General features: G+C 69.3%; 17 protein-coding genes and 2 tRNA genes. 16 read left to right on the forward strand and 3 right to left on the reverse strand.

The features are described 5' to 3' along the window. The first annotated feature begins 134 nt into the window (after positions 1–134). Positions 135–695 carry an HD domain-containing protein gene (locus ACWIF2_RS21505; protein WP_454362241.1) on the forward strand — a complete coding sequence of 187 codons (561 nt, stop codon included), beginning with the start codon at positions 135–137 and terminating at the stop codon, positions 693–695. Here ACWIF2_RS21505 and ACWIF2_RS21510 read toward each other — a convergent pair. Both ACWIF2_RS21510 and ACWIF2_RS21515 read right to left on the reverse strand, forming a co-directional pair. Then, positions 683–1,153: an NUDIX hydrolase gene (locus tag ACWIF2_RS21510; protein WP_454362243.1), complete on the reverse strand. Its 471-nt coding sequence runs from the start codon at positions 1,151–1,153 to the stop codon at positions 683–685. The two genes, ACWIF2_RS21505 and ACWIF2_RS21510, sit on opposite strands and share 13 nt — an antisense overlap. Before the next feature lie 92 nt (positions 1,154–1,245). Further along, positions 1,246–1,977 carry an XRE family transcriptional regulator gene (locus tag ACWIF2_RS21515; protein ID WP_401445113.1) on the reverse strand — a complete coding sequence of 244 codons (732 nt, stop codon included), beginning with the start codon at positions 1,975–1,977 and terminating at the stop codon, positions 1,246–1,248. A 160-nt stretch (positions 1,978–2,137) separates the two neighbouring features. Here ACWIF2_RS21515 and ACWIF2_RS21520 point away from each other — a divergent pair, with 160 nt between their 5' ends. The 11 genes from ACWIF2_RS21520 (at position 2,138) to ACWIF2_RS21570 (ending at position 8,556) form a co-directional block, all read left to right on the forward strand. Next, positions 2,138–2,491 carry an SCO3933 family regulatory protein gene (locus ACWIF2_RS21520; RefSeq protein WP_338783408.1) on the forward strand — a complete coding sequence of 118 codons (354 nt, stop codon included), beginning with the start codon at positions 2,138–2,140 and terminating at the stop codon, positions 2,489–2,491. Positions 2,492–2,493: 2 nt separating this feature from the next. Then, positions 2,494–3,849, forward strand: a complete 1,356-nt coding sequence (locus tag ACWIF2_RS21525; RefSeq protein WP_454362246.1) for an FtsK/SpoIIIE domain-containing protein — start codon at positions 2,494–2,496, stop codon at positions 3,847–3,849. An 82-nt stretch (positions 3,850–3,931) separates the two neighbouring features. Beyond that, positions 3,932–4,621, forward strand: coding sequence for a DUF2637 domain-containing protein (locus ACWIF2_RS21530; protein WP_454362248.1), 690 nt, complete (start codon positions 3,932–3,934; stop codon positions 4,619–4,621). A gap of 19 nt (positions 4,622–4,640) precedes the next feature. After that, on the forward strand, positions 4,641–4,835 hold the full coding sequence (locus ACWIF2_RS21535) for a hypothetical protein (RefSeq protein ID WP_454362250.1): 195 nt from the start codon (positions 4,641–4,643) through the stop codon (positions 4,833–4,835). Then, the gene (locus ACWIF2_RS21540) at positions 4,835–5,026 is read left to right on the forward strand and encodes a mobile element transfer protein (RefSeq protein WP_193507144.1); all 192 of its coding nucleotides are present in this window, start codon (positions 4,835–4,837) and stop codon (positions 5,024–5,026) included. Before ACWIF2_RS21535 ends, ACWIF2_RS21540 begins: the two co-directional genes overlap by 1 nt. Before the next feature lie 14 nt (positions 5,027–5,040). Next, a complete protein-coding gene (locus ACWIF2_RS21545; RefSeq protein ID WP_454362251.1) occupies positions 5,041–5,196 on the forward strand; it encodes a hypothetical protein in 156 nt (51 codons plus the stop codon). A gap of 24 nt (positions 5,197–5,220) precedes the next feature. Then, the gene (locus tag ACWIF2_RS21550; protein WP_454362252.1) at positions 5,221–5,544 is read left to right on the forward strand and encodes a SpdD-like protein; all 324 of its coding nucleotides are present in this window, start codon (positions 5,221–5,223) and stop codon (positions 5,542–5,544) included. 88 nt (positions 5,545–5,632) lie between these two features. Continuing rightward, entirely contained in the window at positions 5,633–5,818 is a 186-nt protein-coding gene (locus ACWIF2_RS21555) for a hypothetical protein (RefSeq protein WP_454362253.1), read from the forward strand. Next, positions 5,811–7,190 (forward strand): replication initiator protein RepSA, encoded by a 1,380-nt coding sequence (gene repSA, locus ACWIF2_RS21560; protein ID WP_454362254.1) that lies wholly within the window; start codon positions 5,811–5,813, stop codon positions 7,188–7,190. Before ACWIF2_RS21555 ends, repSA begins: the two co-directional genes overlap by 8 nt. Next, positions 7,187–7,399 carry an excisionase family DNA-binding protein gene (locus ACWIF2_RS21565; protein WP_454362255.1) on the forward strand — a complete coding sequence of 71 codons (213 nt, stop codon included), beginning with the start codon at positions 7,187–7,189 and terminating at the stop codon, positions 7,397–7,399. The genes repSA and ACWIF2_RS21565 overlap by 4 nt, the downstream gene beginning before the upstream one ends. Continuing rightward, on the forward strand, positions 7,399–8,556 hold the full coding sequence (locus ACWIF2_RS21570; RefSeq protein ID WP_454362256.1) for a tyrosine-type recombinase/integrase: 1,158 nt from the start codon (positions 7,399–7,401) through the stop codon (positions 8,554–8,556). Before ACWIF2_RS21565 ends, ACWIF2_RS21570 begins: the two co-directional genes overlap by 1 nt. Positions 8,557–8,622: 66 nt before the next feature. On the opposite strand, the gene ACWIF2_RS21575 is transcribed toward ACWIF2_RS21570, so the two are convergent. Continuing rightward, positions 8,623–8,696 (reverse strand) — tRNA-Gly (locus ACWIF2_RS21575). 163 nt (positions 8,697–8,859) lie between these two features. On the opposite strand from ACWIF2_RS21575, the gene ACWIF2_RS21580 reads away from it, so the two are divergent. The 4 genes from ACWIF2_RS21580 (at position 8,860) to ACWIF2_RS21595 (ending at position 12,287) form a co-directional block, all read left to right on the forward strand. Further along, positions 8,860–8,936: transfer RNA gene (locus ACWIF2_RS21580), tRNA-Pro, on the forward strand. A 202-nt stretch (positions 8,937–9,138) separates the two neighbouring features. Continuing rightward, a complete protein-coding gene (gene tig, locus ACWIF2_RS21585) occupies positions 9,139–10,527 on the forward strand; it encodes a trigger factor (protein ID WP_454362257.1) in 1,389 nt (462 codons plus the stop codon). 337 nt (positions 10,528–10,864) lie between these two features. After that, positions 10,865–11,470, forward strand: a complete 606-nt coding sequence (locus ACWIF2_RS21590) for an ATP-dependent Clp protease proteolytic subunit (RefSeq protein ID WP_454362281.1) — start codon at positions 10,865–10,867, stop codon at positions 11,468–11,470. A gap of 109 nt (positions 11,471–11,579) precedes the next feature. Then, complete coding sequence (locus tag ACWIF2_RS21595; RefSeq protein WP_454362258.1) at positions 11,580–12,287, forward strand: ATP-dependent Clp protease proteolytic subunit; 708 nt, start codon at positions 11,580–11,582, stop codon at positions 12,285–12,287. Positions 12,288–12,418 lie beyond the last annotated feature (131 nt).

Below are 12,418 nucleotides of genomic sequence, written 5' to 3' on the forward strand. Positions count from 1 at the left end.
GCCGCGCCGCAGAGGCGGCGCGCGCCCGCGCCGTGCGCGGGCCTTGATGAAGTAGGGAAAGTCTTACCGCGCCATGATCCCTGGGGCTGGTCCGGGGCTGTCGGCTGCTTGCCCACTGGGTTACCGTGCGATCTATGTCCTCTGCCCTAGACACGCCCCAAGGTGCGGCCGAGCTGGCCGAGTCTCTGCTTCCTCCCCTCGGGAATCGCTGGCTGCACACTCAGGCTGTGGCGGCTCGTGCCAGTGAGGCGTCGGCGGCAGTGTCTGAGGGTGACCGCGATCTGCTCATTGCTGCCGCGTGGCTGCATGACATCGGCTACGCCCCGGAATTGCGGGACACGGGCTTTCATCCCCTCGACGGCGCGCGCTACCTGGAGACGCTTGGTGCGCCGTCCCGGCTCGTGCGCCTGGTCGCTCACCACTCCGGCGCCGTGTACGAGGCTGAGCAGCGCGGCCTGACTGCTGAGCTGGACGTGTACGACCGAGAGGAATCCCCGGTCCTGGACGCGCTGATCTACGCGGACATGACGACCGGCCCGGCCGGTCAGTCCTTCGTCTTCGACAGCCGCATTGATGAGATCTTGGAGCGGTACGAGCCGGGTAGCGAGGTGCACAACGCGATCAGCAAGGCGCGGCCGTACCTCGGCGCCGCTGTCGGTCGGACGCTCGCTCGCCTAGGTGATCAACCGACGTAGGGCCCAGGGCGGTCAGCCAGGCCGTGATCGATCCGCATCCGCATCGACGGATGAATGTTCAGGCTGTCCAGCCGACTGGGATCCACGAACGCCACTTCCTTGCTCTCGCTGCTCGTGCGCAGCTCGCCGCCGACGATGCTTGCTCGGAAGCAGATCGAGAACTGTTGGCGGACCTCGCCGTCGTCGTACGCCATGACGTGAGCAGGGTTGGTGTAGGTGCCGACCAGTCCCGTCACCTCGACGTCGAACCCGGTCTCTTCCTTGGTCTCGCGCACGGCCGCATCGGGTGCCGACTCGCCGACGTCGACCCCGCCGCCGGGCAGGGCCCATAGGTCGTTGTCCGTTTTGTGGATCAGCAGTACTTCCCCGGCGTCGTTGAGGGCCACCGCGGTAACGGACGGCACGATGCTGTTCGCCTTCGGCGCGTTCGGATCGTTGAAGTAGTCGACTCGGGCCATGACTCCAGCGTCGCACGCTCGTCGTCGGCCGGAGACCAGGTGCCGGTTCCGCCGGCGCCCGCAGCCCCGGTCTCCAACGTGTCGGCGCTTGCCTATGCGGGTCGACCGCGCTCCCAGGTGTAGTCGAAGCTGCGCATGTAGTGCCGGAACGTGCGGGCGCCCGGGATGTAGCGGAAGTGCAGCACGGGGTTCTGCCCGGCGGGTGCTCCGAGTACGTGCGGGTTCACCAGCACGTCGTCATCGAACCGGTAGATCGAGTTGTAGAGGATCGTGTCGTGCAACCGGACTTCGACGCCGGGCGTCGTCATCGCCGGTTCGAGGTAGCGCCGCGTGATCCGGGCACGTGCGGCCAGGTCGCCCCCTATGCCTTCCTCTTCACCTCGCTGGCGGACCATCTCGGAGTCCGGATCGCCAAGCAGGACACGAACCTGGGCCCCGGCCTTGGCCTTCTCTGCTAGCTGGTCCGGCAGGTCGGGGTGGTTGTCGAAGAGGAACAGCCCTGCGTACACGAGGATGTCCACCTGGTCCTTCGCCTTTTCGATCAGCGATGACCACAGTGCTGCCGGAACCGCGCCCCGGTGGGGGTAGTACGTGATCAGCTCGGATGTGCTGGCGGACTCGGCCTGCTTCTCGACGGTGGGCCAGAGGTAGACCTCATCGGCACCGAGGAAGCTCGCGGCCTTCCAGCGGTGTCCCCGGTGCGGTGTGCGGTTGGTCGTGATCCAGCGTTCCACGCTCTTGGGGTCCACCCCGACGTGCTGAGCCAGGGACTGGATGGTCTCGCCCTTCGCTGAAATCGCCGCGCGCAGACGCTCGTTCGCCATGGCTGCCCTCTCGTAGGACCTCTCGGGGACGTTTTGACGATAACTCAGACGTCCCTAAACGTCCATACGGACCGTGATACGTCCACTGCCTCTCGCGGTCTCCTGATCTCACCGGCGCTTCCGTCGGTTCGAACAGCCCTCCAAATTCAGGAGACAGACCATGCGTCAGATTCCCGTCGACACCGCCAACGCGACCGTGATGGTTGCCAAGGCTCCGCAGCCCAAGGTCAAGGACCGGCGTACCGGTGAGATCGCCCTCGACAAGGACGGCGTGACGCTGATGACCGTGGAGGTCATGTTCTCCACGCCGGATGAGGTGGAGATCCTCAAGCTGACCGTTCCGCAGCCCGGCGTCTCCGAGGACCTGACCATGGGCACCCCGGTCGCCCTGACGGGCCTGGTCGCCTCGGCGTGGGAGAACGAGTTCAACGGTCAGAAGCGCCACGGGATCGCGTTCCGCGCGGTCGCCGTCACCTCGCTGGCCGCCACCGGCTCGGCATCCGAGGCGGCCTGATCATGACCTGGTTCATGGTCGCTGTGGCTGTGGTCGTCGCCGCTGCGGGTCTCCTGCGGTGGCGGCGCCCCGCCTGGTACTGGCTGACCTTCGGGGTCCTCCTCGCCACGGTGCGGGTTCTGGTTCGCTACGCCTCGGTCATGGACGCCTGCGGGCTGACGGTCCCGCCTTCGCGCTGGCGGCTGGCTCTGGCCCGGGTGGCTAACCGGCCGGTGCCGGAGTCCCGCCCGCCGCGCATCCTGCGGCTGCGGCCCACCCGGACTGGCCTGGTCCTGCGGCTGAAGCTTCGGCCCGGCCAGGACGCCTTCGACGTGGCGGCCTCGACGGACCGGCTGCGCCATTCCTTCGGGATGTACGGCGTGACCTCCCGGGAGGTTCGCTCCGGCGTCGTTGAGGTGCGGATGACCGGCTATGACGTGCTCAAGCAGGTCCAGATGCCCGCGAAGGTCGACCCTGCCCCGATGCGGGTTCCCGTCGCGCTGCGGGAGGACGGCTCGGTGCACTACCGCGACTACCGCGCCGTCCCGCACGGTCTGACGCTCGGGGCCACGGAGTCCGGCAAGTCGGTCTACCAGCGCAACCTGGTGGCCGGTCTGGCCCCGCACCACGTCGCTCTGGTCGGCATCGACTGCAAGCAGGGGGTAGAGCTGTTCCCGCTGGCCCGCCGGTTCTCCGCGCTGGCCGACAACCCGGACACCGCGCTGGAGCTGCTGGAAGCGCTGGTTGGGCACATGGGGGAGGTGTACCAGCTGATCCGGGCTGAGCAGCGCATCAGTGTCGCTGTGCCGGATGCGGAGATCGCCGCCGACATCTGGGACCTGCCGACCGATCTGCGTCCCGTGCCGGTCGTGGTCCTGGTCGACGAGGTCGCCGAACTCGCCCTGTTCGCCAGTAAGGAGGAGGAGAAGCGCCGGGACCGGATCATCACTGCCCTGGTCCGTCTCGCCCAGCTCGGCCGCGCGGCCGGGATCTACCTGGAGATCTGCGGGCAGCGCTTCGGCTCCGAACTCGGCAAGGGCATCACCATGCTCCGCGCCCAGCTCACCGGCCGTACCGCCCACCGCGTCAACGACGAGACCTCCGCCAACATGGCCTTCGGTGACATCTCCCCGGACGCCGTCCTGGCCGCCATCCAGATACCCGCCGAGACACGCGGAATAGCGATCGCCGGGGACTCCACCGGGGGCTGGCACCGCATCCGCGCCCCGCACACCTCGCTGCGCCAGGCCGTGAATACCTGCAACAGGTACGCCGACCGCACCCCGGACGTGCCCGCCCTGGCGGCCTACCGGCCCGCGACTGGCTCTCTGCCCTCGGCCCGGGTGCCGCTGTCCAAAGCAGCCCCCGCCACGGCCTGACTCTTCCCGCTTAACCGGTCGGCGTGACCGCTTCGCGCCAGGTCCCTACCCCCGCCATGCCTCACGAGAGGAAGGAACCGTGATGACTCGCCCCGCTCTCCGCGTCGACGCCGTCCTGGTCCAGGCCGTCATCGCCGGGGCGCTGTCCTTCGCCCACCTGCACGACCTGGCCGCCGCTGCCGGACAGGACGGCTGGAAGGCCTGGGCCTACCCGATCTCGGTGGACCTGCTCCTGGTCGCCTCCTGGCGGCGACTGCGTTCGCACGGCCCGTCCCGGCTGGCCTGGTGCTGGTTCGTGATCGCCCTGGTCGCCTCGCTCGGCGCCAACGTCGCTACCGCTGGACTCCTCGACCTCGACCACGTCCCGGCCTGGCTGCGGATCCTCGTAGCCGCCTGGCCCGCGCTGGCGTTCATGGGCGGAACGCTGCTTGCCCACTCGGCCACCGACCGGGTGCCGGAACCGCCGGCACCCGCAGCCCCGGTCACCGAGCCGGACCCTGAGCTGGTCACCGAGACCGAACCGGAGCCCGAGCTGATCCCGGCTGTCGACGACACCCCGGCCCTTCCGGCTGCCGAGCCCGCCCTGGCCGAGCCCGCCCCGGCCGAGCCTGCTCCGGCTGTGCCGGTCCCGGCCGCGCTGGTCGACCACGCCCGCAAGGTCGCTGACGACCACCGCACCCGTACCGGTACGCCGATCGACACCGACACCCTGCGCGCCCGCCTCGGCGTCCCGCCCCAGCTGGCCGACGCCATCGCCGCCCAACTCACGTGACATCGACGGGAGACACGCCATGACCAGTGACCCGGCCGACCTGACCGCCGCCGACCACCTTGACGCCGCCCGCGAGATGACCGCCGCGAACCGGCCCTTCCTCGCGCACCTGCTCGCCGAGGAAGCCGCCCGCCGCACCGCCAACCCGGCCACCGCCGCCGGGATCCGCGCCGCCTTCCCCAACCCGGCCCCGTCCCGAGAGGAGACCGACTGATGCCCGCCCGCGACCACTTCCACTCCGTGATGCGCATCGGACCCGTGCAGATCGGCACCCACCGCGACCGCCACGGCCAGACCAAGTACGCCGCCGTGTGCACCGCCGACCGCTGCGGCTGGTCCTCCGACTACTCCAGCCAGTCCGCCGCCCAGCTCGCCGCCCGCACCCACCGCTGCAAGGTCCGCTGAGGGAGGCCACCGCCGTGGAAGTACCGCTCTGGCTCGCACTGCTCGTCGTCGGCTACCTCGGCGTCAAGCTCATCCGCCCGCCCGCCTGGCTCATCGCCGTCTTGCTGCTCGGCGGCTTCCTCCTCGCCGACAGCGTCCTTGCCCCTGCCATCGACACCCTCGTCAAGTAACCGCTGCCGGAAGGGAGTTCACCGATGTTCCGTCCGAAGATCCCGACCATGCCCACGCCGACCGGCCACGTCACGCCGCCCGCCGTGGTCGAGCCGACCACCATCGTCCCGGCCGTCCAGACCCCGCTGCCCGCTCCGGTGGCCCCGGCCCCCGCGCCCGCACGGCCGACGGTGCAGCTCACCCCCGGCACCGCCCTGGCTCTCGTCGGCGGCGGCACTGCCGTGGTCCTGGTCGTCGGCGCCGTCCTGGTCTCCATGCTCCTGGCGGTCGCCATCACCGGCGCCTCGGTCGCCGTCTGCGCCGTCGTCCTGCGCTCGCTGCTCGCCTCGGAGATGAAGCGGCGCTGACCGGCCCCCGGAGCGGCCTCAACCGCCAAGTCTCGTCCGCTCCGGGCGCCGTCCCTGTCCGATCTCGCAACCGGAAGGAACGTCCAGCATGACCGACCGCACCGCACCCGCGCCCCGCATCTGCCCGAACTGCGACGGCTTCGCCACCGCCGCCATTACCACCGGCGGCCGCGACCGGCACGGCCACCTGCGGACCATCCCCGTCGGCTGCCGGGCCTGCAACGGCCTGGGCGCCGTCCAGCCCCGCCCCGTGCGGGAGGGCGCCCGTGCCTGACACGCTGCTCGACCCGACCACCCTCGGCGACCTGCTGAGGGTGGCTTCGGCCTCCGACTTCGACCGCTGGCACGAGCAGATCCGCCGCACCGGCGGCTGCGCCGACCCCATCCACCTCACCGGCTGGACGCTCCACAAGGACAAGACCACCGGCGAGACCCTGCACCACTACTCCACCGAGAACGAGCCGGGCGGACGCCTTCGCGTCGCCTGCGGCAACCGCCGGGCGTCCCGTTGCCCGTCCTGCGCCTGGACGTACGCGGGCGACACCTACCACCTCATTCGCGCGGGCCTGGCCGGGGACGACCGACGCGACATCCCCGCCACCGTCCGCGACCACCCCCGCGTCTTCGCCACCCTCACGGCCCCCTCCTTCGGCCCAGTCCACAACCGACCCGACCGAGGAGTCTGCCGCTGCGGCAACCACCACACCGCTGACGATCCCGCCCTCGGCACGGCCCTCGACCCGGCCACGTACGACTACTCGGGCGCCGTGCTGTTCAACAACCACGCCGGACAGCTCTGGCAGCGCTTCACCAACCGGCTCCGCCGCGAGATCGCCGCCCGCGCCGGCATAACCCAACGCGAGCTGAAGGAGTGCGCCCGCCTCTCCTACGGCAAGGTCGCCGAGTTCCAGAAACGCGGCGCCCTGCACTTCCACGCCGTGATCCGCATCGACGGCCCCGACGGACCCGAGACCACCCCGCCGCCCTGGGCGACGGTCGACCTCCTCGCCGACGCCATCCGAGCAGCCGCCGCACACTCCTACACCTCGACCTCTGTCCCGGCCGCCGAGGACCAACCGGCCCGCACCTTCCGCTGGGGGAGCCAGCTCGATGTCCGGCCCGTGAAGGCCTTCGGTGACGGCTCCGACATCACCGAACAGGCCGTCGCCTCCTACGTGGCCAAGTACGCCACCAAGGCCGCCGAGAACACCGGCACCCTCGACCGCCGCATCGGCGAACTCGCCGAACTCGACCGCCACAAGGTCCCCGACCACACCCGCCGCCTCATCGAGGCCTGCAAGCAGCTCGACCCGCTCTACCCCGACCGGCGCCTATGGGCCTGGGCTCACATGCTCGGCTTCCGCGGCCACTTCTCCTCCAAGTCCCGCCGCTACTCCACCACCCTCGGCACCCTCCGCCAGGCCCGCGCCGACTACCGCGCCGCCCAGGAACACGCCGCCCTCGGCCTGGAGGACCGCGAGCCGGACACCGTCCTCGTCCTGGCCGACTGGCAATACGCCGGACACGGCCACACCCCCGGCGAATCCGCCCTCGCCGCCACCATCGCCCGCGACCTCCAGCTCAACCGCGAAACCGCCCGCGAAGCCCTAAGTGACCAGCTCTCCATGGAAGGAGCCGCAGCGTGAAAGACCGTTACCTCAGCGTCGACCAGGTCGCCGAACTCCTCGGCACGACCGTGCGCTTCCCCCGGCGCCTGATCGAAGAGCGCCGCATCACGTACGTGAAGGTCGGCCGCCACGTCCGGATACCCGAGAGCGCGGTTCGCCAGTTCATCGACGTCAACACGGTGCAGCCGCGGCGGCGTGGAGCAGTCCTTCGGGGGGTGGCTGCCTGATGGCACAGAAGCGCCGGCACTTCGGCCGGGTCCGCAAGCTTCCGTCCGGTCGCTACCAGGCTCGCTACCTTGGCCCCGATGGGCAGCTTCGGCCTGCGCCCCACACGTTCCGCACCAAGAAGGATGCCGACGACTGGCTTGCCGACAAGCAGACCGAGCTGCGGCGCGGCGACTGGCACGACCCCGACGCCGGGAAGGTGGCGTTCGGCGAGTACGCCGCTGCCTGGATCAAGGAACGCGAGCTGACCACCACGACTCGGCAGCTCTACGGCTCGCTCCTGCGGCACCACCTCGAACCCGCCTTCGGGGTCGTCAACGTCGCGGAGATCTCGCCCCCGCTCGTGCGACGCTGGCGCGCTGACAAGCTCGCCTCTGGCACTGGCCCGACCACGGTCGCCAAGGCCTACGCCTTGCTGCGCGCGATCATGGGCACGGCTGTCGCCGACCAGATGATCAGGCGCAACCCGTGCACGATCAAGGGCGCCAGCACCGTGCACACCCCTGAGCGGCCGACCGCCACCGTGCAGGAGGTCTACGACCTGGCCGAGGCCATGCAGCCCCGATACCGGGCGCTCGTGCTGATGGCCGGATTCCTCGGCCTGCGCTGGGGTGAGCTGATCGGCCTGAACCGCCGTGACATCGACCTCGACCATGGCGCCGTACGAGTCCGCCGGGCCGTCGCCGAGCTGTTCAACGGCCAGCGCGAGATCAAGGCACCCAAGAGCGCTGCGGGCAAGCGCACCGTGGCTATCCCGCCCGCGATCATCCCGGACATCCTTGACCACCTGGAGCGGTACGCCGAGCCGGGCGCCGACGGCCGTGTCTTCATCGGTGCCAAGGGAGCGACTCCACGCCGGAACCACTTCAACCGGCTGTGGCGCAAGGCCAGTGCAGATGCCGGGATCAAGAACCTGCATTTCCATGATCTCCGGCACACGGGCAACACCCTCGCCGCGTCGACCGGGGCCAGCACGCGAGAGCTGATGTCCCGCATGGGCCACAGCACGGCCCGGGCCGCGCTGATCTACCAGCACGCAAGCGCCGAACGTGACCGGCTGATCGCCGACGCCCTGAGCGCCCTCGTCGACAAGGGCCGGAAGACCAAGAGGAAGCAAGATCCAAAGCGGAAGGGGCACGCGGGGGACACGGCGGACTGAACGCGCCCTCTACAAACGATCAGGGCCAGGCGGAGGAATGATCCTCTGACCTGGCCCTGAGTCGTATGGAGCGGGCGACGGGAATCGAACCCGCGTAGCTAGTTTGGAAGACTAGGGCTCTACCATTGAGCTACGCCCGCACGGTGCGCGCCGCAGGTCGGGTGACCGCGGCACGCAAGCATCGTAGCGGGTTGTGCGCCCTCGTCGCACACCGCATTCGCAACCGGACCCTCCCGGCGCCGACGCTGCGGAAATGCGGCGGCCGTACGGCCTTGCGCCATGTACCCTACGTGTCGCACCAGACGGGGTGTGGCGCAGCTTGGTAGCGCGTCCGCTTTGGGAGCGGAAGGCCGTGGGTTCAAATCCCGCCACCCCGACCAGCCACCCGATCATCTCGAGTCACTTGGGATGATCGCCTTCCGGTCACTCGTGTGATCGCCTTTTGGGCGGTGTAGTCGCTGCCGTTACTATGCAAGCTGCACGCCCGTGTGTCTCAGCGTCTGAAGTCTCCGGGCGGCGAAATCCGCCGGGCCGCTCTGGCCCCGGCAGAACCCAAGAAGTCAGCCACAAGGAGACCGAACCGTGAAGAGCGCCGTGGAGACCCTGAACCCGACTCGGGTTCGGCTCACTGTCGAGGTGCCCTTCGAGGAGCTCAAGGACAGCCTCGACGCGGCGTACAAGAAGATCAACCAGCAGGTCACGGTGAAGGGCTTCCGCAAGGGCAAGGTCCCGGCCCGGGTCATCGACCAGCGGTTCGGCCGCGGTGCGGTGCTGGAGGAGGCCGTCAACGACGCGCTGCCGAAGTTCTACACCGACGCGGTCAACGAGGCCGAGCTGAACCCGCTGGGCCAGCCCGAGGTCGACATCACGGAGCTGAAGGACGGCGAGACGCTGAACTTCACCGCCGAGGTCGACATCCGCCCCTCCATCGAGATCCCGGACTACTCCGGCATCGAGGTCGAGGTCGACGCGGTCGAGGTCACCGAGGAGGACGTCGACAAGGCGGTCGAGGAGCTGCGCGAGCGCTTCGCCTCCACCGCCCCGGTCGAGCGTGCCGCCGAGGACGGCGACGTCGTGACGATCGACCTGGAGGCCAAGGTCGAGGGCGAGGTCCTGGAGGACGGCGTCGCGGACGGCGTGTCCTACACCATCGGCTCCGGCGAGCTGCTGGACGGCATCGACGACGCCGTGAAGGGCCTGGAGGCCGGTGGCGAGGCCACCTTCACCTCCGAGCTCAAGGGCGGCTCGGCGGCCGGCAAGGAGGCCGAGGTCACCGTCAAGGTCACCCAGGTCGCCAAGCGTGAACTGCCCGAGCTGGACGACGAGTTCGCGCAGCTCGCCTCCGAGTTCGACACCATCGAGGAGCTGCGGGCCGACAGCCGCAAGCGCCTGGAGAACATGAAGCAGTACGACCAGGCCACGCAGGCCCAGGAGCGCGTCCTGGAGAAGCTGCTCGAGCTGGTCGAGGTGCCGGTCCCGGACAAGCTGCTCGAGGACGAGGTCAACACCCGCAAGCACAACCTCGAGCACCACCAGCTCGGCCAGATGGGTCTCGACCTCGAGAAGTACCTCGAGATCCAGGGCAAGACCGCCGAGGAGTTCGACGCCGAGACCAAGGAAGCCGCGGTCAAGGGCATCAAGACGCAGTTCGTCCTCGACGAGCTCGTCAAGCAGGAGAAGCTGAACGTCAGCCAGGAGGAGCTCACCGAGCACCTCATGCGGCGCGCCGCCTCCTCCGGCATGTCGCCCGACCAGTTCGCCCAGGCCGTCGTCGAGGGCGGCCAGGTTCCGCTCCTGGTCGGCGAGGTCGCCCGCGGCAAGGCCCTGGCCGTCGTGGTCGAGAAGGCCGCGGTCAAGGACACCAACGGCGAGGTCGTCGACCTCGACGACGAAGAGGACGAGACCGAGGCCACGGAGGCCTCCGCCGAGGAGACCCCGGCCGAGTCCGCCGAGGAGAAGACCGAGGGCTGAGCCCCGGTAGCGGTGAGTTCGTGAGGAAGGCCCTGGGGCATGCCCCAGGGCCTTCCTGTTGTCCCAAGAGGCAGCGCAACCTCAGGGGGCGCGGGGAACTGCGCGACAAGCCCCCACGTACCCGCGGCCGCCCACACCCCGAAACCACTCCCGGCCCAGCCGCGCAGCGCTACGCCCCCGGCGAACACTCCCATCTCCGGGATTCCCCGAAGGGACCCGCGCGTTAGGGTCCATGAATACGAGGGCAGTGGAGTCTGCGAACGGCTCCAGCCCGCAGGGAAACGTGAGACGGCCCGGCGCCGTCGTAAGACGAGCAGGTGGATACGTGACGAATCTGATGCCCTCAGCCGCCGGCGACCCTTCCATCGGTGGTGGCCTCGGAGACCAGGTCTACAACCGGCTGCTCAACGAGCGGATCATCTTCCTCGGCCAGCCGGTCGACGACGACATCGCCAACAAGATCACCGCACAGCTGCTGCTCCTTGCCTCCGACCCGGAGAAGGACATCTACCTGTACATCAACAGCCCCGGCGGTTCGATCACGGCCGGCATGGCGATCTACGACACCATGCAGTACATCAAGAACGACGTGGTGACCATCGCCATGGGCCTCGCGGCCTCGATGGGCCAGTTCCTGCTCAGCGCGGGTACCCCCGGCAAGCGCTTCGCCCTGCCGAACGCCGAGATCCTGATCCACCAGCCCTCCGCCGGCCTGGCGGGCTCGGCCTCGGACATCAAGATCCACGCCGAGCGGCTGCTGCACACCAAGAAGCGCATGGCCGAGCTGACCTCGCAGCACACCGGCCAGACGATCGAGCAGATCACCCGCGACTCGGACCGCGACCGCTGGTTCGACGCCTTCGAGGCCAAGGACTACGGCCTCATCGACGACGTGATGACGACGGCCGCAGGTATGCCGGGCGGCGGCGGCACCGGGGCCTGAGAGGTCCCCACGGGGCCTGTGGAGCCCCGTGAGGCCCCCGGAGCCCTCCCGGGCCCCAGCGACCCCAGACAGCCCCAGCCGACCGCCTCAGCCCTTTTCAGGAGACACCGTGAACCAGTTCCCCGGCAGTGGGATCTACGACCGTATGCACGCCGTGCAGGACATGAACGCCTCGCAGGGCCGCTACACCGGCCCGCAGGCCGAGTCCCGCTACGTCATCCCCCGCTTCGTCGAGCGCACCTCCCAGGGCATCCGCGAGTACGACCCGTACGCGAAGCTCTTCGAGGAGCGCGTGATCTTCCTCGGCGTCCAGATCGACGACGCCTCCGCCAACGACGTCATGGCGCAGCTGCTGTGCCTGGAGTCGATGGACCCCGACCGTGACATCTCGGTGTACATCAACAGCCCCGGCGGCTCCTTCACGGCGCTCACCGCGATCTACGACACGATGCAGTACGTGAAGCCGGACATCCAGACGGTCTGCATGGGCCAGGCCGCCTCCGCCGCCGCCGTCCTGCTGGCCGCCGGTACGCCGGGCAAGCGCATGGCCCTGCCGAACGCGCGCGTGCTGATCCACCAGCCGTACAGCGAGACCGGCCGTGGTCAGGTGTCCGACCTGGAGATCGCCGCGAACGAGATCCTCCGGATGCGCTCGCAGCTGGAGGAGATGCTGGCCAAGCACTCCACCACGCCGGTCGAGAAGATCCGTGACGACATCGAGCGCGACAAGATCCTCACGGCCGAGGACGCGCTGAGCTACGGACTGATCGACCAGATCATCACCACCCGGAAGATGGACAACTCGAGCCTGCGCTGAGGCGAGAGGCTGTATCGTCTGCCGCCCCTTGGCACGGTTTGGCACGGTCCACGTCAAAGTGAACCGCGCCAAGGGGGGCCCGAACGAGGGGCCCGGCAAGGTACCGTCGGACATAAGGCTGCACCAGGAGC

The organism is Streptomyces sp. NPDC055506 (assembly GCF_053643595.1).